We start from the raw sequence: 19,575 nt of genomic DNA on the forward strand, positions 1-19,575 counted from the left end.
ATCACTCTTCTCTTTGCTGAAAATAATCCAGTAAATATTGTTTGAATTCGGACACTGCTGGAGGCAAATAACGATTTTTCGCCCATGAAACACAGACGGAGCGATAGCAAGGCGGATCTAACTTCAAACGTTTTACTTTATAATGGTCAAGCCCTTTAATATTAGGTATTACCGATATACCCATGCCCGCACCGACAAAACCTGCTACAGTATGCATTTCTTCGGCAGCAAATGTTGTGTTTAACACTATTCCCCGTTCTAAAAAAAGCTCATCCACTAATTGACGGAGCGAATTCCCCTTTTTAATCGCAATAAATGGTTCATTCTTTACTTCCTCAAATTTAACAGCATCTTGCTGTGCCAAAGGATGTGTTGTCGGGACAATGACAAACAGCTCTTCCACAAATAATTCTTCTGTCTCTATTTCAATTACTCTTGATTCAATTTTTTGCGATAGACACAAATCGATGGCTCCTTCTTCAAGGCGCTTTAATAAGCTTAACGAAGTCGCCTGTGTCAAAGAAAATTGCATGTTCGGAAATGCTTCACTTGTTGAAGCGATCAGTTCCGGCACAATTTCCATACCAAGTGTATGAATAAAGCCAAAAGAAACTTCTCCAGAGCCCGGTTTGATAATATCTTCAAATTCTTCTTTAATTCGATCATACTCATCCAAAATGACATTGACACTTTGCAAAAAAAGTTCGCCAAACCGATTTAAATAAATGGAACGCCCTTCACGGTTAAAAAGTGGTACACCCAAATGTTGTTCAATGTTCGCGATAGACTTACTTAACGCCGGTTGGGAAATCGCCAGAACTTCTGCCGCACGTGTCATATGTTGCATTGTAGCAACGGTTTTGAAATATTGAAGCTGTTCAATCTCCATTTTACATACCTCACATCATTCATAACTTTTTTGCATCAAAACAATAGAAATAATAAATTGTACTTATATATTTATACCTTTATAATAATCGATAACAACAGCTTTTCATAACAAAATTATTTTAAGATTTCAAGCATTTTTTTGAAGTTTTGTAAAATTGACATAAAAAAAGGAGTCTAATAGACAATGAAACTCATCGCGCCGAAACCTTTTACTATTGAATCCGGGAAACGTGCTGTTTTACTACTGCATGGCTTTACCGGCAATACAAATGATGTAAAACGTTTAGGAAAATATTTAGCGGATCGTAACTATACAGTACATGCACCATTATATAAAGGCCATGGTGGTGGCCCTGACTTATTAATTCAATCGCAACCCGCGGAATGGTGGGACAGTGTTATCCAAGGCTATGATGAACTGCGTAATCGTGGATATGATGAAATTGCAGTAGCAGGTGTTTCTCTTGGCGGCATCTTCTCTTTAAAGCTAGGTGAAGAACGTCCAACAAAAGCGATTGTTACAATGTCTGCTCCAGCAACAGCCAAATCAACAGATAGTTTACAAAATCGAATTATTGACTATGCTATTAACTATAAAAAGTTATCAGGCACTTATGATGAAACAGTTGATAGCCGTAATAAAATTGCTGAACTTGTGAAAATGCCTTCATTAAATTATTTACAAAATATGATTAATGAAACAAGTGAAAAACTAAATGTTATCAACACTCCGGTCCACATTTTACGTGGTTTGGAAGATGATGAATACTATTGTGAAAGTGCCGACCTTATTTACAGTTCAGTAAATTCACGAATTAAATCAGTTAAAACTTTCATTAATTCCGGACATATATTAACATTAGGTAAAGAACGCGAATTAGTGTTTGAAGAAATTTATCGTTTCTTTGAAGGGTTAAAGTGGAAAGAATAATCGTTAGCCCACTTTAGCTTATAAATGACATTGTGTCCCCTTGCAAAAATCCCCGTTTTTGCAATGATATAGACGAGTTTGCTTTTGTTTACTCGTCAGCAAAAAACGAGCGTTAAATGGATCCCCGTCCATTTAACGCTTGTTTTTTTATTTTTAATTTGTTGCAAGCACTAAAATTTTTGCCACTTGAGCACGTGTTACATTGCCTTTAGGTGAAAATGTTGCAGCACTTGTTCCTTGCACCACACCCGTATCATATAAAAAGGTAATTGCTAATTGCGCTTCACGATCGAAGTTTGCAATATCCTGGAATGGTGCCAGTTTTGCCGGTTCATATAACTGCCCAGTATGAGTAGTTGAAAGACGCATTAAAATCAAAGCTAACTGTGAACGTGTAATTTTATCCTGAGGATTAAAATACCCGTTGTTTTCTTTAATTAAGCCTGCTTCATATGCAGCGGCAATTTCACTTTGGGTCTGCTGTGCATAATGGCTAATATCTTTAAAAGGTGCTTTGTTTGTTGCAGTTAATCCAAAAGCACGTGAGATGACAGATATCACTTGAGCACGCGTCATATCAGCATTTGGCTGGAATGTACCGTCTTCATACCCATTTATAATACCTTTTGCATAAGCAACATCAATATATTCTTTGCTCCAATGATCTTGAATATCAGTAAACGGTGCTTTAACGATTTCATCTTCCGTAATATCTTCTTCTGACTCTTTAATCAAGGCATTCAAATAATCCTTCATCATCGCATCCGCTACGACTTGATAACCCGCTTCACTTAAATGAATATTTTTAGGGTTCGGTAAATAAATTTTTGCGTCCGTTGCAATCTGTGCCGCTACTTCAGTAAATACGCCACCATTACTTTCTACAATATTCTTCATTGAATTATTTAAAGTCGTTACCAGCATGTTTAGCTGTTTTTGAATCTCCGCGTCCTCAACATAAGGAAACGGATTGTAAAGCCCCATGACGATTATATCAACTTCCGGATTGATTTTATAAATGTTGTCGAAAATCTTTTTATAATTCACCGCAACTTCCTGAATGCTCTTAATAACAGCGGAAGTATCAAAGCTAAATTCACCTGATTCAGAACGGTCTACATTTTTCAGCAGGTCATTTGCTCCAACACTCAATGTGATCAGGTCTGCCTGTTGAACCGCTTCACGGATAGTTAGTGTCTTTTCGGAAACACCATTTAAATCGTAAATAGGCTTAGTAACATTTTCCTCAATACCCTTTAACACATCGACTGTCGTATAGCCCGGATAAGAAAATCCTTTATTGAATTCAACCTGACCTTTTTGTTCCTGATAATTTTTAGCGAGTAAGTCTGCATAACCAAAACCAATCTTACCGTTTTCATTCATTCCCGCTGCCAGCGAGTCACCAAGCGCTACATAATAAAGCGACTTACTTTCATCTTCTGCCTGCGCTATATTTGACAATGGTAAAACGAATTGTAAAACCAGTACAATTGCTAGTAAAATCGAAAACTTCTTCATCCAATTCCCCCTTTTTTTGGAACCTTTCCATATTATAATTTATCAGTTATTAAAATACAAAATATTATTAAAACAAAAAGGTTATGCCTGAAATACTGCTTTCACATATATTAGAAGATCAACTTTTGGAGGATAGAAAATGATTTCGATTAGCTTATGTATGATTGTCAAAAATGAAGAATCCGTTATTGCACGCTGTTTAGATTCGGTAAAAGACTTAGTGGACGAGATTAATATTGTGGATACGGGATCTACAGACAATACAAAAGGAATTGTACAACAATACACAAATCGAGTATTTGATTTTAATTGGATTGACAACTTTGCCGCAGCACGGAATTTTTCATTCCAGCAAGCAACAAAAGATTATATTCTTTGGCTGGATGCAGATGACGTTCTTACCATTGAAGAACATGAAAAGTTTAAATCACTAAAAAATACTCTCGGCCCTGAAACCGATGCCGTCTCAATGAATTATTACTTAAGTTTTAATGATGATGGAAATATAGCTTCTTTAATAAGAAGAAACCGCTTAGTAAAACGCGAAAAAAACTTTCAGTGGATTGGGGCTGTACATGAATACTTAGAAGTTTACGGAACAATTTTAGACAGTGAAATTGGAGTTAGTCATCTCCCTCTTTCCCACGATACACATCGCAATATTGAAATTTATAAGAAGTTGATCCGTAATGGGGAGGAGTTATCATCTCGCGACACTTATTATTATGCAAATGAACTTAAAGACCACCAGTTTTATGAAGAAGCCATTTACTATTATGAGCAGTTTTTATCTTCAAATTTAGGTTGGGTCGAGGACTGTATTCAAGCATGTTATAAACTCTCTGATTGTTATGCAGCTATTAAAGATGATGAAAATAAAATCACTTCTGTTTTGAGAAGTTTTGAGTACGATATCCCCAGACCTGAAGCGTGCTGTCGACTAGGATTTCACTTTATGGAACAATCCAAAAACAAAGCAGCGATCTATTGGTATGAGCAAGCCTTAACAGTAAATATCCCGCCTTATTCTCCTTTTCAAAACAACACCTATACTACATGGCTCCCCCATCTGCAATTATGCGTCCTCTATGACCGGTTGCAGCAATACGAGTTAGCATATTTCCACAATGAAAAAGCAAGAAGTTACAAACCAAATGATGAAAGAATACTGTTTAACCAAAAATATTTTAATAAGATTTTAAAAAATAACCATTCCTTAGAACCTTAATGTGGAGTTGTATTATATAAATTTTTTAAGAGTCTGCATTTTAAAATATTACTGATTTCAATTTCAACTTTTCTTTTTTAAGCCTCTTTTAAAAAGTTATTTCCGGTTGTTCTAGTTCATTGTCATAACTACTATACATTTTACCGAATATATTATTTTGAAATAACATTTTCAATAATAATCGACTATGTAAAGGAGGCATTATATGGAATTCGACATACGGAAATACAACCAAGGCTATTTAAATTGTTGCGGGGCTAATCATAAATGTTCTCCTTACTGTGGACGTAATACAGGTATAACTGGTCCTACTGGGCCTGTTGGTCCTACTGGGCCTACTGGCGCTACGGGTCCTGCGGGTGGCCCCACTGGAGACACTGGACCTACTGGACCAACAGGCGCTATCGGCGACACTGGACCTGCCGGGGCAACGGGTGCCACTGGCGAGATCGGGCCTACCGGGGCAACAGGCGCTACTGGTGACATTGGGCCTGCCGGAGCAACTGGCGCTACTGGCGACATCGGGCCTGCCGGGGCAACAGGCGCTACCGGCGACACTGGACCTACTGGAGCAACTGGCGCTACTGGGACATCGGGCCTGCCGGAGCAACGGGCGCTACTGGCGCAACGGGGGCCACTGGAATTACTGGTCCCACTGGCGGTACTGGACCTACTGGGCCGACAGGTCCTGTATTCACAGAAGGATTTTCAGCTTTTAAGAATACTTTAGCAGTTAGTGGATCTACCACAATCAACAACTGGAGTGTTGCAGCACCATATTTCACAACACCAGCATTTAACCCTGTTACTGGCATATTTACTGTTCCTGCAACAGGAAGGTATGTATTTGAGGCCACAATTAACTACTCCACTACTGCTGCAGTTAGTCTTTCTATAGGAGCTGGGATTAATCCTGCATTTGAAATTAGAAGAAATACATCCTCAAATATAATTAGCGATCTGTTCCCTATTTTAAATTTAGCTGTAACACTATTAACTATAAGAGCTATATTAGGAAGTGGAACCGTAACATTAACAGGGGAAGCACAGTTAAATGCAGGGGATACTATTGATTTGCATTATCAATCTGGCGGTTTATCATTGACACTTAATTTAGGAGGAACAGGCGCCTCAGGAGCTGGTATTGTTTGGTCCTGTCACAGAATTTCTTAGAAGCTGAATAAACACTTTATACAGAGAAATTAAAAAACCACTTCCCAAGGCAACTTGAGAAGTGGTTTTATATCGTTTTTTTAATACAGGTTAAAAAAACTTCTAATTACATCATTCCTGGCATACCCATGCCGCCCATGTCCGGCATACCGCTGCCTGCTGGTTCTGGGATGTCTGCTACTACTGCTTCTGTAGTTAAGAACAGTGAAGCTACCGAAGCTGCATTTTGTAAAGCTGAACGCGTAACTTTTGCCGGGTCAACTACGCCCGCTTCAACCATGTTTACCCACTCGCTTGTTGCCGCATTGAAACCAATGCCTACTTCTTCACGTTTTAAACGGTCAACGATAATTGAACCTTCTAAACCAGCGTTTTCAGCAATTTGACGAACCGGTTCTTCTAACGCACGTAAAATAATGCGGACACCAGTTGCTACATCGCCTTCCACTTCATCCAACACTTTTTCAACTGCCGCGTAAACGTTTAGAAGTGCAGTACCACCACCTGATACGATACCTTCTTCAACTGCTGCACGTGTTGAGTTCAGTGCATCTTCAATACGTAATTTACGTTCTTTTAATTCTGTTTCTGTTGCGGCACCAACTTTAATAACTGCAACACCGCCAGCTAATTTAGCTAAGCGCTCTTGTAATTTTTCTTTGTCGAATTCTGATGCTGTTTCAGCAAGTTGTGCACGGATTTGGTTAACACGGCCAGCTACTGCATCTGTGTTACCAGCACCTTCAACGATTGTTGTGTTATCTTTTGATACGATAACTTTAGCAGCACGACCTAAAGATGATAAATCCGCTGATTTTAAATCTAAACCAAGATCTTGTGTAATTACTTGACCACCAGTTAATACAGCAATATCTTCTAACATTGCTTTACGACGGTCACCGAATCCTGGAGCTTTTACTGCTACTGCATTGAATGTACCACGTAATTTATTTACTACCAATGTTGCAAGTGCTTCCCCTTCAACATCTTCGGCAATAATTAAAATTGGACGACCTTGTTGAACCACTTGCTCTAATACCGGTAAAATCTCCTGAATGTTTGAGATTTTTTTGTCAGTAATTAAAATGAATGGGTTATCAAGTACCGCTTCCATTTTATCTGTATCTGTAACCATGTAGTGAGATGCATAACCACGGTCAAACTGCATACCTTCTACAACATCTAATTCTGTTGTGAATCCTTTTGATTCTTCGATTGTAATTACGCCGTCGTTTCCTACGCGCTCCATTGCATCAGCAATGTATTGACCGATTTCTTCATCTGATGAAGAGATTGCAGCTACTTGTGCGATTGATTCTTTGTTTTCTACCGGGCGAGCAATAGTTTGTAACTCTGTTAATGCTGCTGCCACTGCTTTATCCATACCTTTACGGATACCTACAGGGTTTGCACCAGCTGTAACGTTTTTAAGTCCTTCACGAATCATTGCTTGGGCTAGAACTGTTGCTGTTGTTGTACCGTCACCCGCGATTTCATTTGTTTTAGAAGCAACTTCCGCTACTAATTTTGCACCCATATTTTCATATGCGTTTTCTAATTCAATTTCTTTAGCGATTGATACACCGTCATTTGTAATAAGTGGAGAACCGAATTTTTTCTCTAAAACAACGTTACGGCCTTTAGGTCCTAAAGTTACTTTTACAGCGTTAGCTAATTTATCTACACCAGACGCCATTAATGAACGTGCTTCTTCTGAAAACTTAATATCTTTTGCCATAATTCATTTTCCTCCTAAATTTTACGATCTATTTTTTTGATTTATTGTTTATGAAGATGTGCAGCTAGCAAAAGTTAATATGTATAACTAGCTGCAATTTTCGTTTGATTTTGGAATTATCCGACAATTGCAAGTACATCGCTCTCACGTAGGATTAAATATTCTACGCCGTCGTACTTCACTTCCGTACCAGAGAATTTAGAGAAGATAATTTCGTCGCCTTCATTTACGTCAAGCTCAAGACGAGTGCCGTTGTCAAGAACACGACCTGTACCTACTGCCACAACTTTACCTGTTTGCGGTTTTTCTTTTGCTGAGTCGGGTAAAACAATACCAAATGCTGTTTTTTCCTCTACTTCAACAAGTTCGATAATGATGCGATCTCCTAATGGTCTTAACAATTGAAACAACCTCCTAAGAAATTTTCTATTTTTAGCACTCTCTTTTATCGAGTGCTAACACATTTATTAGTTTAAAGAATTCCATATTTTTTTGCAAGTATGTGCGCTAAAAAATTTTGATTTATTGGCAAATTCCTCTACAATGTTAAATGTATAACATTGGTCTATCATAATGGCCCTTATTAAACTCTATAATAGAAGATACAGCATTCCCCATGCAGTTTTGGAATGTTTTATTCTACTATTCAGTAAGAGAAAGAAGGTTTTTCACCCGTGACTTCCCGTTCATCAGATAAGTTCAAAACGCAGAAGACCGCATTTTATGTGTTATTAACTTATATTATCTGTCAGTTATCAGTCTTATTACTTATATTCATTCCCGGCTTAAAAGATTCCCTTTTACAACTTTTTTCTGGCATATCTGAGCAGGAAAAACTTATAAAATTATCTGCTTGGTGGTCAACTATATCATTTGCGGTTGCTTTTATTGTGAGTTTTATATTAATCTCCCGGAATAAGCAGTTTTGGGAAGTATTTAAAGGAGAAAAGGCATCAATTGGTGCTTCAATCGGCTGGGGGATCATCGGTTTCTTCCTCGTCTTTCTAGGGCAGACAATCGGTGCTTATATCGAGCTTGCTTTAGGAATTGATATGGGATCGGAAAATACCGAAGCAATAATGAATGTCACAAAAATAGCTCCGATTATGATTATTGCTACTGTCTTTTTAGGGCCGATCTTGGAAGAGCTTGTATTCCGCCGTGTCATTTTCGGATCGATTATTCAAAATTATAATTTCTGGATTGCAAGCATAATTAGTGCAATTGTATTCGCTGCGATTCATATGGATTTTACGCATATTTTACTGTATACGATCTGCGGGATGATCTTCGCATTTTTATATCATAAAACAAAGCGCCTTCTCACACCGATTATCGCGCATATCCTATTGAATGGTTTTGTCACGTTCATCCAAATGAATGCCGATAAGTTTCAAGTTTAATTTTTTCCCGCTATGTGCAATAGCGGGTTTTTTATATTATCTGTTTAAACGAAATAAAAAACGCTATCAAGTTCGATAGCGTTACCATTAACTATTATTCATCTGTTCCATTTGACGACGCTGCATTTCAAGGAGCTCCTCTACTTGCAGTTCACGCTCACGTTCCTCTTCTGCTAATATACGTTCTTTTTCAGCCACTTCATATTTTCGATAACCTAGACGTGCAATGATAATACTCAATTCATATAATACAAAAAGCGGAATCGCAATAATGATATTCGATACTAGATCAGGCGGCGCCAGAAGTACCGAAATCACAATTAATACAAAATAGGCATACTTCCGGAACTTTACCATGAGCTTCGGGTTAATAATCCCGAGACGTGAAAGAAACAGTGTGACAACCGGCAATTGAAACAGTACCGCAAAAGGCACAATTAACTTAATTAAAAATGAGAAGAATTCATTAATACCAATTGTTTGCGTAATATTCAAATCATTGGATAAATCCGTCATAAACCGCATTATAAATGGGAACAACACAAAATAGGCAAAGGCTATTCCCCCTATACACAGTACAAAAGCATACGGAATATATTTCAGTGTTGCCTTCCGTTCAGCCTCATGCAAACCAGGTGTTATAAATGCCCAAAGCTGGTATAGCAGTATTGGCGAAACAATAACGGCAGCTACTATAAATGTTACTTGTAAATAAACGGTTAAAGGATCTGCCGGACTAAATGCGTTCATCGAAAAACTGGCAGCTAAATCGCTGCGTTGAATGTATCGAATAAGTGGTTTCGCCGAATAGAATCCGACGAAAAGAGCCATCACGAAGTAAACCGCTACGAAAAATAGGCGTTTTCTAAGCTCTTCCATATGTTCAACTACGGTTAATTCCCTTGAATTCATAGCAAGACATCCTTATTTTACTTAACTTCGTTTTTTTCGTTCTCTTTATGTTCAATCACTTTTTTCTTCGTATCGAAATCGTCGTCGTCATCCGTCAAGCCTTTCGTAGCGCTACGGAATTCACGTAAAGTTGTCCCCATCGCACGACCTAATGATGGCAATTTTTTGGGTCCGAATATTAACAAAGCAATCAGTCCAATGATAATCAGGCTCACAGGTGTAATCGCATTTAGATGTATAATCACTATAGCCACCTCCTCTATTATTATGTATATTTTACATTAATTAACTAGAATTTGCTATTTATAGTAATAATAATTTGTTACTATCCTGAGTTTCGTACTAAATACGTAAGTGCCTGTAATTCTACCGAAAGATCAATGTTCATCACTTTAATCGTATCGGGAACAGATAAACGTACGGGTGTAAAATTTAATATACCTTTTGCATTTATTTTAACAAGTCGGTCTGTCATCATTTGTGCTGAACGAGATGATACCGTCAATATTGCTAATTCTGCGCCAAATTCTTCATACATTTCTTCCAAACGATCTGGATGGAATACTGGAATATCACTAATCGTTGTTCCTTCCATCGGTGCCTTCGTATCAAATGCAACAACGATACGTGTGTTATGATTTTTTTGGAAGTTATATTTTAGTAAGCCATTTCCCAGATTCCCGACTCCTATTAATGCAACATTCATTGCCTCATCCTGATCTAAAGTCTGGCGGAAAAATTCCAGTAAATACTGGACATCATATCCATATCCCTTTTTACCGAGTGCTCCAAAATAAGAAAAGTCACGTCGAATCGTCGCAGAATCTATTTTCATCGCATCACTTAATTCCTGTGAAGAAATACGTTTTTTACCTTCTGTTGCGAAGTTTTTTAAAAATCGATAATAAAGAGGAAGTCTTTTTGTTGTTGCTTGTGGAATTTTTACTTCTTGTTTCACACATTCTCCTCCTATGTACATTTGGAAATCTTTTTCAAATAATGCCTCCGTATAACCTGTCGAGGATACCCAACATGATATAGTTGTCGCCAAGCAATAAGACATGTATAACATGAACTCCGCTCTTTGTGCAGAAGCAAGTTAATCTTACTAAACAAGAAGCGACAAGTAAAGTATCCATCGTTGCGAACAATGTTCCCATCCATTAAACTAAATAGGAGAAACTGAGGTGTAAACATGATTGTCTTACAAGTAAATCAATTATATAAATCCTTTATTACAGATGAAATATTAAGCGGTGTAAAACTAGAAGTACAGCACCGTGATCGCGTAGCATTAGTAGGACGAAACGGTGCCGGCAAGTCCACGTTATTAAAAATAATCGCCGGACAAATGAGCTATGACTCTGGTGAAATCATTATTCCAAAAGACGTTCAGGTCGGCTATTTAGAGCAACATGCAGGCATCGATTCCGAACTTTCAATTTGGGACGAAATGATGACAATTTTCGCAAACCTGCAAAATCAGGAGCAAACGCTGCGTCAACTTGAACAGCAAATGGCCGATCCTGCAATTTATGAAGACAGCGAACAATATACACGCATCATGGCAGAATATGACCAGTTGCAGCATGATTTCAAAGATGCAGGCGGATACCAGTATGAAGCCGATACCCGCTCTGTTCTGCATGGGATGCAATTTTTCCCTGAAGATTATCAAAAGCCGATTCGCTCTCTATCCGGCGGACAACGGACACGCTTAGCACTCGCCAAGCTTCTTTTGTCCAAGCCCGATCTCCTTATTTTAGATGAGCCGACAAACCATCTTGATATTGAAACACTGTCTTGGCTGGAAGGCTATCTAAAAGGTTATGAAGGAGCGATTTTAATTGTTTCCCATGACCGCTATTTCCTGGATCAGGTCGTGTCGATTGTTTATGAAGTGTCCCGTACAAAAGTGTCGAAATATGTAGGGAACTACAGCGCCTATTTAGATGAAAAGGCGAAAAACTACGAACGTGATTTAAAAATGTATGAGCGCCAAATGGATGAAAAGGCCAAGCTCGAAACATTTATCCAAAAAAACCTGGCCCGGGCTTCAACTACAAAGATGGCACAATCACGACGCAAAGTACTGGAGAAGACGAATTGGATGGACTCTCCTGATGGCGACGAAAAAAGTGCCAATTTCGGCTTTACAATCGATCGTCAAAGCGGAAATGACGTTTTGTCGGTGGATAATTTAACAGTCGGTTTTACGGACAAGGCCGTTTCCAAAAATATTGGGATGCGAATTTTTAGAGAAGACCGTATTGCACTTGTCGGTCCAAACGGTGTCGGGAAATCTACCTTACTGAAAACAATCGTTCAAGATATCGAGGCACTTGCCGGTGACATCCGGTACGGTACGAATGTTCAGATTGGCTATTATGACCAGGAGCAGGCGAAGCTTCATTCGAATAAACCTGTTCTCAATGAACTTTGGGATGAATGGCCATTACTGAACGAAAAGGATATCCGCAACATTTTAGGTCGCTTCCTTTTTAGCGGTGATGATGTTTCAAAAACAGTGAACTCGTTATCCGGTGGGGAAAAGGCACGCCTTGCACTTGCAAAGTTAATGATGCAAAAATCAAATTTCCTAGTACTTGATGAGCCTACAAACCATTTAGACTTGGATAGTAAAGAAATATTGGAAAATGCTTTAATCGATTATCCCGGAACATTGCTATTTGTTTCGCATGACCGTTATTTCATCAATCGTATTGCCACGAAAGTCGTTGAACTGTCAGGCACAGGTTCGTTCGAGTATTTAGGTGACTATGATTATTATGTGGAAAAGAAAGAAGAGCTTGAAGAACTAGCTGCAATGAAAGCCGCAGCAATTGAAAAAAATGCGACTGAATCGACTGTTCAAACAAAGTCTACTTCCATGATTGATAAGGATGCGAAAAAGAGGGAACGTCAAATTCGTCGTGCAATTGAAGATATTGAAAAGCAGATGGCCGCTTTAGATGAAAAAATCGCCATCTTTGAAGAACAACTATGTAATCCTGACATTTATTCAGATCATGAAAAAACACTAACAATTCAATCTGAACTGAATGATGTAAAAGAACAGCATGAAGTATTTGAAATGGAATGGCTTGAACTAAACGAGGAGCTTGAACAGCTATAATTATGGAATGTCCATCAACATATGGACATTCCTTTTTTAAATTTGGTTTCTTCACGAACTTATTTTGATTTGCTATTGTATAATATTAAACCTTTCTATCATGCTATCTACATAATAATCATATATATAGGTCAATACGCCAAATTTCTACAAATTTCTCCACAATTTTATTCACAATATAAATCTAGTAATATCAACATATCAACATAGTTTTCCACATTATCCACATTTAAAATCAAAGTTATGCACATGGCTATGTGAAAAAGACACTACTATATATAGATAAGTCACATGTTACCCACAAGTTATACACAGTTTGTGTATAAGTACGCATGTTCGCAACGTTTTTTGTGGGTATTTAACTTTATCTGTGGATAATTTTCAGAAAAGTTGAACAGTCAATAAAAACTTGTTATAAATGAGATTTATCCATCATAAATTACTAGATTCGACTTTTTTATATTATTGAAAGAAAACAAATTAAGAAAAATTTATATTATCTACAAAAAAAGCATGAGAAAAGGATGTACTGATACATCTTTTCCCCATGCTTTTATACCCTATTTCCAGCTCAATAGCTCCATCCCAGGTCGCCCATTCATAGCTAAATTCCCACGAACGCCTGCTTCATACATTTCATATGCAGCTGCACCGATCATTGCAGCATTATCTGTACATAATTTTAAAGGCGGTACATAAAATGGAATACCTTCTTCTTTAAACGCATGTTCCAATGCAGTACGTAATCCCTTATTGGCTGATACACCGCCGGCTGCAATTACTTGTTTTACTTTAAATTCACGTGCTGCTCGTACTGTTTTACCTGTCAATACTTCCACTACACTGTCTTGGAAACCTTTTGCAACATGCTCGGCAATGATTTCTTCACCGCGCTGGTCCATATTATGTTTATAGTTGATCACTGCAGATTTCAAACCGCTGAAGCTGAAATCGTATGAATCTTCCTCCAACCATACACGCGGGAAAGGAACGGCTTCTGTCGCTTCATGTGCAAGACGATCAATATGAGGACCACCCGGATATGGCATATTCAATACGCGTGCTACTTTGTCATATGCTTCACCTGCAGCATCATCACGTGTTTCACCGATAACTTCAAACGAACCATGTTCACGCATTAGGACAAGCTCTGTATGTCCACCTGAAACGACGAGTGCCAACAGCGGAAATTCCATTGGCTGTACAAGATTATTTGCATAAATATGTCCGGCAATATGATGTGTCCCGATTAACGGCAACCCGTGTACAAATGCGAACGCCTTAGCCGCATTAATACCGATTAACAAAGCACCTACTAATCCCGGTCCTTCAGTTACGGCAACAGCTGTTAAATCTTTCGGTTCCATATTTGCCTGTTTTAATGCTTCTTCTAAAACAATTGTCATTTGTTCAACGTGGTGTCGTGATGCGATTTCCGGGACAACCCCGCCGAAACGCTTATGACTGTCAATTTGCGATGATACAACATTCGAAATAATCTCTGTGCCATTTTTAATAATGGCTGCTGCCGTTTCATCACAACTAGTTTCAATTGCTAATATATAGTTATCCATTATAAATTCACCCACATTACTAACGCATCTTCCTGGTTGTCCGTATAGTAGCCTTTACGAAGGCCTCCATCTTGGAAACCAAGTTTGCGATATAAATTTTGTGCAACGGTATTTGTTACACGTACTTCTAAGCTCATGACGTCCATATTTGCTTCTTTTGCAACTCGCATCGCTTCACGCATAAGTGTCTCACCAATGCCTTGACCACGTACAGATTGTAAAACCGCTACATTGGTAATCTGTGCTGCATCAATAACAAGCCAAATTCCGCAGAAGCCGATAATTTCACCCTTTTCATCTTCTGCCACTAAATAATGGGCATATTGGTTTTCGGTCATTTCGTAATAAAATGAATCCAATGTCCATGGTGTAGGAAATGTTGCAAGCTCAATTTTATGAACAGCCTGAACATCATCTATTGTCATTCTGCGATACTGTACCATTAAAGTTGCTCCTTTTTCTGTTCCTTTAACCAATTCGCTTCTGCTTCTGCAATACGGCGATATTGGGGAACAAAACCATGGACAGCTTCAATTGTTGGTAATGGCATTTGTCTTGCTAAAGCAATTAGCTCGGATGCACGCGGTAAATTCATCGTAAATGGTGCACGGATAGCGGAATCACCTAATACTTGCTGAATTTTTTCCATGTACAAATCGACATCTGTTCCGACAAATAATATTGGTCGTTCTAATTGCTGAAGCTTCTGTAATAACCCGTCGATATGATCATGATGATCTTCAACAATCGGCTCCAAAGAATCTGCTTCATATAAACCGGCATATACATTTTGACGACGGGCATCGATTAATGAACAGATTGCATAGTTTGCAACACGGGCATTTGCAGCTAGTGCTTTCAAACTTGATACACCCACCAATGGCTTTTGTAATGACCAGGCCAAAGTTTTGGCAAGAGTGACACCAATTCGGACACCCGTATAAGAACCGGGACCTTCTGAAACGGCAATCGCATCGATATGTGCGGGTGTTAAGCCTGCCTTGTTTATAACTTCTTCTATTGCCGGCATTGCCCCAACTGAATGTGTCAATTTTACATTTTGCACGACTTCTGCAATTACTTTATTATCTTGTACTACCGCGACAGAAAGTGGTGCATTTGCTGTCTCTATTCCTAACCAAATCATTTTAATAACTCCTCACAAAGACGAATATATTTTTCGCCTATTGGTTTCAATACAAATTTGCGCTTCGTTTCGTCGATGCGTGTAATTTCAATTGCTAAACGTTCCTCAGGCAAATCTTCCTGAATAAGATGTGCCCATTCCACAACTGTCACAGCATCCCCATAAAAAATTTCTTCCCAACCTAAATCCTCGTCGCTATCTTCCAGACGATACACATCCAGATGATTAAACGGTATACGTCCTACATATTGCTTCATAATCGTAAATGTCGGGCTATTGACCGTTCGCTTTACGCCTAACCCTTTGGCAAAGCTCTGTGTAAATGTCGTTTTCCCGGCACCTAAATCACCTTCAAGTGTAATTGTATATTGCGGCTCGACTAATTCTGCCAGTCTCATCGCTAGCGTTTGCGTTTCTTCCAGCGTATTTATATCCTTTTCAAATCTCATCTGATTGCTTCCTTCCAAAAAAAAATCCATTATCTCTAGTTTACTTGAACTGAAGCAATTGTTCAAAATGTATCACTTTTAGATTGGTTGTTACTTCAACTACGTTAATATAAAGGTGCCGTGGAAAAAAGAAAAACACTCATTTTTTTAGGAAAAGTGAATGTTTTTATTCTTCTTTTTATGTGATTTTCATTTCCTGGAATTTTATAGGTTAATAATGATACTATGGGTGTGCGCTTGGTTAACCTCATTCCTACGCTCACTAACGCTTTGAGTTACCTTTGCGTTCCACAACTTCTTTTTTTACCAATACATCATCCTCAAATTTTAAGCGATAACCTTTCGTCAGGAGAATTTCATCATTCCATTCATAAGTACCGTTACCGATTTCCTGACCGGCGCCTCCCGAAATACGCACTACATCCAGATAACTCATCCCTTCTTTTATTTCTCCATACTCTTCTGCATTCATGTATTTTTGCCAAACATATGTATTACTTTCTTCTATCTCTAAAACTTCATCCTGGCATGCTGTTATTAGCATTGTCAGTAACATAACGAGACAAATAGACAGGAAGACATAAAAACCCTTTTTATTCATCCGTATCCCCCCTCAATTTCCTTATGAAACCATTCCCGAAATCAAGCGGTTCAAACATTACCAAGAGGAAAAGGAGAATACGAACGTATTCGTACCCTCCTTAATGAGATAAACTTAAATTTTTATATTCTTCAAGTAACCTTTACCGACTTATATACCTGGTATCCAACCTGGTCTTGACAGAATTTTCTCCATTAAAGGACCAGGAATTACAGTATCAATTTTTTCATCGTAAGCTGTTACAACGTTTTCCTCATTCTGTACCTTTTCCACCCAATGAGGCTCAATCAATAGGGCACGACCAAGTGCTACTAAATCTGCACCCAACTGTAAAGCTTGTTCTGCTTCTTCACGAGTATAAATTGAACCGACACCAATTAATGGTTTACGTCCATTTAACAAGCTATGAATTACAGCAATACGGTTTTGTTGGCCATTTTTATAACGATGTGTTTCAGACTTGAAATCTCCAAGTGAAATATGCAAATATGTTAGCGCTGTTTTTGCTAATTCATCTACTAATTTCACAGTATCATCCATTGTTATACCATCTTCTTCAGGCTCTTCCGGGCTGAACCGGTAACCGACGATAAATTTTTCATCCGCATACGTATTTTTGACTTTGATTACTTCTTCCACAACTTCCAATGGGAAACGTAATCTATTATCAAATGACCCACCGTATTCATCTGTTCTTTTATTCGTAAATGCAGAGAAGTACTGTTGAATCAAATACGTATTGGCACCATGGATTTCAACGCCGTCAAAACCCGCTTCAATTGCTCTTCTTGTCGCTTCAGCATATGCTTTAACCATATCCTTAGTTTCTTCAAGAGTTAATTCTCGTGCTTTCTTTTTTTCAATTGTAACAGCGGTACTCGCACTTACAAGATCTCCGTTTGGTACTAAGTCCTGAAGTGCTTGTCGACCTCCATGATGAATTTGTAACACGGCTTTAGCACCGCCTTGTTGTATAGCCTGTGCAATTCTTCGCAAGCTTGGAATATAGCGATCTTCATGAGCGGCAATTTGTCCTGGGAATGCTTTACCGTTTGCTGCAACATATGCACACGCTGTAATGATCATTCCAGCTCCTTCAGAACGTTCTTTATAATATGTGATTTCCTCATCGGAAACAGTATCATCATCATTTGCAGAGTAGGTTGTCATAGGTGCCATAACTAAACGATTTCGTAGTTCAACCTGTTCATTCAATTTAAACTTTTCAAAAAGTGCTTTCATTTTAATTCCTCCCTTTGCTATGTATGTACTTTAACGAAACTATATTTTATTTTCAAGTTAGAGATCCTTTTTAAATTAAATATCGTTTTATAGACAACAAAAAAACCACTGATTCCTCAGTGGTTTTGCGTGTGCGAAGCGACGTCCTACTCTCACAGGGGGAAGCCCCCAACTACCATCGGCGCTAAAGAGCTTAACTTCCGTGTTCGGTATGGGAACGGGTGTGACCTCTTTGCCATCATCACTTCACTTGCACATGGATGTGCTGGCGTCTACGTTACCACAGGACGTGGTGCTTTTAGTAGACGTTCCTTAATTGGCTTTCAATACACGAAGTGTCTTGAAACCCTCTTGTTTTTTAAAAGAAATTTCATTCTTTCAAAACTGGATAAACGTTTCATTGAATTTTTGCAATAAAATGTGGTTAAGTCCTCGACCGATTAGTATTCGTCAGCTGCATACGTCACCGCACTTCCACCTCGAACCTATCTACCTGATCGTCTTTCAGGGGTCTTACTTACTTGCGTAATGGGAAATCTCATCTTGAGGGGGGCTTCATGCTTAGATGCTTTCAGCACTTATCCCGTCCATACATAGCTACCCAGCGATGCCTTTGGCAAGACAACTGGTACACCAGCGGTATGTCCATCCCGGTCCTCTCGTACTAAGGACAGCTCCTCTCAAATTTCCTACGCCCACGACGGATAGGGACCGAACTGTCTCACGACGTTCTGAACCCAGCTCGCGTACCGCTTTAATGGGCGAACAGCCCAACCCTTGGGACCGACTACAGCCCCAGGATGCGATGAGCCGACATCGAGGTGCCAAACCTCCCCGTCGATGTGGACTCTTGGGGGAGATAAGCCTGTTATCCCCGGGGTAGCTTTTATCCGTTGAGCGATGGCCCTTCCATGCGGAACCACCGGATCACTAAGCCCGTCTTTCGACCCTGCTCGACTTGTAGGTCTCGCAGTCAAGCTCCCTTATGCCTTTACACTCTACGAATGATTTCCAACCATTCTGAGGGAACCTTTGGGCGCCTCCGTTACTCTTTAGGAGGCGACCGCCCCAGTCAAACTGTCCGCCTGACACTGTCTCCTACCCCGCTAAGGGGCATGGGTTAGAAGTTCAATACAACCAGGGTAGTATCCCACCGACGCCTCCTTCGAAGCTGGCGCTCCGAGATCTCTGGCTCCTACCTATCCTGTACAAGTTGTACCAAAATTCAATATCAGGCTACAGTAAAGCTCCACGGGGTCTTTCCGTCCTGTCGCGGGTAACCTGCATCTTCACAGGTACTATAATTTCACCGAGTCTCTCGTTGAGACAGTGCCCAGATCGTTACGCCTTTCGTGCGGGTCGGAACTTACCCGACAAGGAATTTCGCTACCTTAGGACCGTTATAGTTACGGCCGCCGTTTACTGGGGCTTCAATTCACAGCTTCGCTTGCGCTAACCGCTCCTCTTAACCTTCCAGCACCGGGCAGGCGTCAGCCCCTATACGTCACCTTACGGTTTTGCAGAGACCTGTGTTTTTGCTAAACAGTCGCCTGGGCCTATTCACTGCGGCTTCTCTAGGCTATGCACCCAAAGAAGCACCCCTTCTCCCGAAGTTACGGGGTCATTTTG

The 19,575-nt window shown here is 39.4% G+C and carries 19 protein-coding genes and 2 rRNA genes (1 of these 21 running past the window's edge); 4 read left to right on the forward strand and 17 right to left on the reverse strand.

Translation table 11 applies throughout. The features are described from left to right. Position 1: 1 nt before the first annotated feature. Positions 2-889, reverse strand: a complete 888-nt coding sequence (locus MKZ25_RS17560; protein WP_340802608.1) for a LysR family transcriptional regulator — start codon at positions 887-889, stop codon at positions 2-4. Positions 890-1,075: 186 nt separating this feature from the next. On the opposite strand from MKZ25_RS17560, the gene MKZ25_RS17565 reads away from it, so the two are divergent. After that, positions 1,076-1,822, forward strand: coding sequence for an alpha/beta hydrolase (locus tag MKZ25_RS17565; RefSeq protein WP_340802609.1), 747 nt, complete (start codon positions 1,076-1,078; stop codon positions 1,820-1,822). Positions 1,823-1,975: 153 nt separating this feature from the next. Here MKZ25_RS17565 and MKZ25_RS17570 read toward each other — a convergent pair whose 3' ends face one another. Then, complete coding sequence (locus tag MKZ25_RS17570; protein ID WP_340802610.1) at positions 1,976-3,343, reverse strand: S-layer homology domain-containing protein; 1,368 nt, start codon at positions 3,341-3,343, stop codon at positions 1,976-1,978. A 139-nt stretch (positions 3,344-3,482) separates the two neighbouring features. On the opposite strand from MKZ25_RS17570, the gene MKZ25_RS17575 reads away from it, so the two are divergent. After that, positions 3,483-4,571 (forward strand): tetratricopeptide repeat-containing glycosyltransferase family 2 protein, encoded by a 1,089-nt coding sequence (locus MKZ25_RS17575; protein ID WP_340802611.1) that lies wholly within the window; start codon positions 3,483-3,485, stop codon positions 4,569-4,571. A gap of 276 nt (positions 4,572-4,847) precedes the next feature. On the opposite strand, the gene MKZ25_RS17580 is transcribed toward MKZ25_RS17575, so the two are convergent. The 4 genes from MKZ25_RS17580 to groES form a co-directional block, all read right to left on the reverse strand. Beyond that, positions 4,848-5,129 (reverse strand): hypothetical protein, encoded by a 282-nt coding sequence (locus MKZ25_RS17580; protein WP_340802612.1) that lies wholly within the window; start codon positions 5,127-5,129, stop codon positions 4,848-4,850. Between the two features lie 23 nt (positions 5,130-5,152). After that, the gene (locus MKZ25_RS17585; RefSeq protein ID WP_340802613.1) at positions 5,153-5,428 is read right to left on the reverse strand and encodes a hypothetical protein; all 276 of its coding nucleotides are present in this window, start codon (positions 5,426-5,428) and stop codon (positions 5,153-5,155) included. Positions 5,429-5,850: 422 nt separating this feature from the next. Continuing rightward, positions 5,851-7,482 carry a chaperonin GroEL gene (gene groL / locus MKZ25_RS17590; protein ID WP_340802614.1) on the reverse strand — a complete coding sequence of 544 codons (1,632 nt, stop codon included), beginning with the start codon at positions 7,480-7,482 and terminating at the stop codon, positions 5,851-5,853. 116 nt (positions 7,483-7,598) lie between these two features. Beyond that, positions 7,599-7,883, reverse strand: a complete 285-nt coding sequence (gene groES / locus MKZ25_RS17595) for a co-chaperone GroES (RefSeq protein ID WP_340802615.1) — start codon at positions 7,881-7,883, stop codon at positions 7,599-7,601. A 489-nt stretch (positions 7,884-8,372) separates the two neighbouring features. Here groES and MKZ25_RS17600 point away from each other — a divergent pair, with 489 nt between their 5' ends. After that, on the forward strand, positions 8,373-8,885 hold the full coding sequence (locus MKZ25_RS17600) for a CPBP family intramembrane glutamic endopeptidase (RefSeq protein WP_340802616.1): 513 nt from the start codon (positions 8,373-8,375) through the stop codon (positions 8,883-8,885). A gap of 87 nt (positions 8,886-8,972) precedes the next feature. Here the strand turns inward: MKZ25_RS17600 and tatC are convergent, their stop codons facing one another. The 3 genes from tatC to MKZ25_RS17615 form a co-directional block, all read right to left on the reverse strand. Continuing rightward, the gene (gene tatC / locus MKZ25_RS17605; RefSeq protein ID WP_340802617.1) at positions 8,973-9,797 is read right to left on the reverse strand and encodes a twin-arginine translocase subunit TatC; all 825 of its coding nucleotides are present in this window, start codon (positions 9,795-9,797) and stop codon (positions 8,973-8,975) included. 17 nt (positions 9,798-9,814) lie between these two features. After that, the gene (gene tatA, locus MKZ25_RS17610; RefSeq protein ID WP_340802618.1) at positions 9,815-10,042 is read right to left on the reverse strand and encodes a twin-arginine translocase TatA/TatE family subunit; all 228 of its coding nucleotides are present in this window, start codon (positions 10,040-10,042) and stop codon (positions 9,815-9,817) included. Positions 10,043-10,122: 80 nt separating this feature from the next. Continuing rightward, complete coding sequence (locus MKZ25_RS17615; RefSeq protein ID WP_340802619.1) at positions 10,123-10,755, reverse strand: redox-sensing transcriptional repressor Rex; 633 nt, start codon at positions 10,753-10,755, stop codon at positions 10,123-10,125. 237 nt (positions 10,756-10,992) lie between these two features. Here MKZ25_RS17615 and MKZ25_RS17620 point away from each other — a divergent pair, with 237 nt between their 5' ends. After that, positions 10,993-12,933: an ABC-F family ATP-binding cassette domain-containing protein gene (locus MKZ25_RS17620; RefSeq protein ID WP_340802620.1), complete on the forward strand. Its 1,941-nt coding sequence runs from the start codon at positions 10,993-10,995 to the stop codon at positions 12,931-12,933. 560 nt (positions 12,934-13,493) lie between these two features. Here MKZ25_RS17620 and tsaD read toward each other — a convergent pair. From tsaD to MKZ25_RS17660, 8 genes are all read right to left on the reverse strand, one after another. After that, positions 13,494-14,507: a tRNA (adenosine(37)-N6)-threonylcarbamoyltransferase complex transferase subunit TsaD gene (tsaD, locus tag MKZ25_RS17625; protein ID WP_340802621.1), complete on the reverse strand. Its 1,014-nt coding sequence runs from the start codon at positions 14,505-14,507 to the stop codon at positions 13,494-13,496. Then, on the reverse strand, positions 14,507-14,950 hold the full coding sequence (gene rimI / locus MKZ25_RS17630; protein ID WP_340802622.1) for a ribosomal protein S18-alanine N-acetyltransferase: 444 nt from the start codon (positions 14,948-14,950) through the stop codon (positions 14,507-14,509). The genes tsaD and rimI overlap by 1 nt, the downstream gene beginning before the upstream one ends. Next, the gene (tsaB, locus tag MKZ25_RS17635) at positions 14,950-15,654 is read right to left on the reverse strand and encodes a tRNA (adenosine(37)-N6)-threonylcarbamoyltransferase complex dimerization subunit type 1 TsaB (protein ID WP_340802623.1); all 705 of its coding nucleotides are present in this window, start codon (positions 15,652-15,654) and stop codon (positions 14,950-14,952) included. The genes rimI and tsaB overlap by 1 nt, the downstream gene beginning before the upstream one ends. Then, complete coding sequence (gene tsaE / locus MKZ25_RS17640; protein WP_340802624.1) at positions 15,651-16,103, reverse strand: tRNA (adenosine(37)-N6)-threonylcarbamoyltransferase complex ATPase subunit type 1 TsaE; 453 nt, start codon at positions 16,101-16,103, stop codon at positions 15,651-15,653. Before tsaE ends, tsaB begins: the two co-directional genes overlap by 4 nt. A 262-nt stretch (positions 16,104-16,365) precedes the next feature. After that, a complete protein-coding gene (locus MKZ25_RS17645; RefSeq protein WP_340802625.1) occupies positions 16,366-16,704 on the reverse strand; it encodes a hypothetical protein in 339 nt (112 codons plus the stop codon). A gap of 150 nt (positions 16,705-16,854) precedes the next feature. Beyond that, on the reverse strand, positions 16,855-17,946 hold the full coding sequence (locus MKZ25_RS17650) for an NADH-dependent flavin oxidoreductase (RefSeq protein ID WP_340802626.1): 1,092 nt from the start codon (positions 17,944-17,946) through the stop codon (positions 16,855-16,857). Positions 17,947-18,079: 133 nt separating this feature from the next. After that, a 5S ribosomal RNA gene (rrf, locus tag MKZ25_RS17655) occupies positions 18,080-18,195 on the reverse strand. A 171-nt stretch (positions 18,196-18,366) separates the two neighbouring features. After that, positions 18,367-19,575 (reverse strand): 23S ribosomal RNA (locus MKZ25_RS17660) (it continues 1,720 nt past the right edge of the window).

This window comes from Solibacillus sp. FSL W7-1464 (assembly GCF_038004425.1).
In the GTDB taxonomy this organism is placed as follows: Bacteria; Bacillota; Bacilli; order Bacillales_A; family Planococcaceae; genus Solibacillus.

What these genes read in the sequence shown, in the direction of transcription:
- tsaE (WP_340802624.1), bottom strand. Translation starts at nt 16,103, where the DNA reads ATGAGATTTGAAAAGGATATAAATACGCTGGAAGAAACGCAAACGCTA.
- MKZ25_RS17650 (WP_340802626.1), bottom strand. Translation starts at nt 17,946, where the DNA reads ATGAAAGCACTTTTTGAAAAGTTTAAATTGAATGAACAGGTTGAACTA.
- tsaB (WP_340802623.1), bottom strand. Translation starts at nt 15,654, where the DNA reads ATGATTTGGTTAGGAATAGAGACAGCAAATGCACCACTTTCTGTCGCG.
- MKZ25_RS17570 (WP_340802610.1), bottom strand. Translation starts at nt 3,343, where the DNA reads ATGAAGAAGTTTTCGATTTTACTAGCAATTGTACTGGTTTTACAATTC.
- MKZ25_RS17620 (WP_340802620.1), top strand. Translation starts at nt 10,993, where the DNA reads ATGATTGTCTTACAAGTAAATCAATTATATAAATCCTTTATTACAGAT.
- tatC (WP_340802617.1), bottom strand. Translation starts at nt 9,797, where the DNA reads ATGAATTCAAGGGAATTAACCGTAGTTGAACATATGGAAGAGCTTAGA.
- MKZ25_RS17645 (WP_340802625.1), bottom strand. Translation starts at nt 16,704, where the DNA reads ATGAATAAAAAGGGTTTTTATGTCTTCCTGTCTATTTGTCTCGTTATG.
- MKZ25_RS17575 (WP_340802611.1), top strand. Translation starts at nt 3,483, where the DNA reads ATGATTTCGATTAGCTTATGTATGATTGTCAAAAATGAAGAATCCGTT.
- tsaD (WP_340802621.1), bottom strand. Translation starts at nt 14,507, where the DNA reads ATGGATAACTATATATTAGCAATTGAAACTAGTTGTGATGAAACGGCA.
- MKZ25_RS17560 (WP_340802608.1), bottom strand. Translation starts at nt 889, where the DNA reads ATGGAGATTGAACAGCTTCAATATTTCAAAACCGTTGCTACAATGCAA.
- MKZ25_RS17565 (WP_340802609.1), top strand. Translation starts at nt 1,076, where the DNA reads ATGAAACTCATCGCGCCGAAACCTTTTACTATTGAATCCGGGAAACGT.
- groL (WP_340802614.1), bottom strand. Translation starts at nt 7,482, where the DNA reads ATGGCAAAAGATATTAAGTTTTCAGAAGAAGCACGTTCATTAATGGCG.
- rimI (WP_340802622.1), bottom strand. Translation starts at nt 14,950, where the DNA reads ATGGTACAGTATCGCAGAATGACAATAGATGATGTTCAGGCTGTTCAT.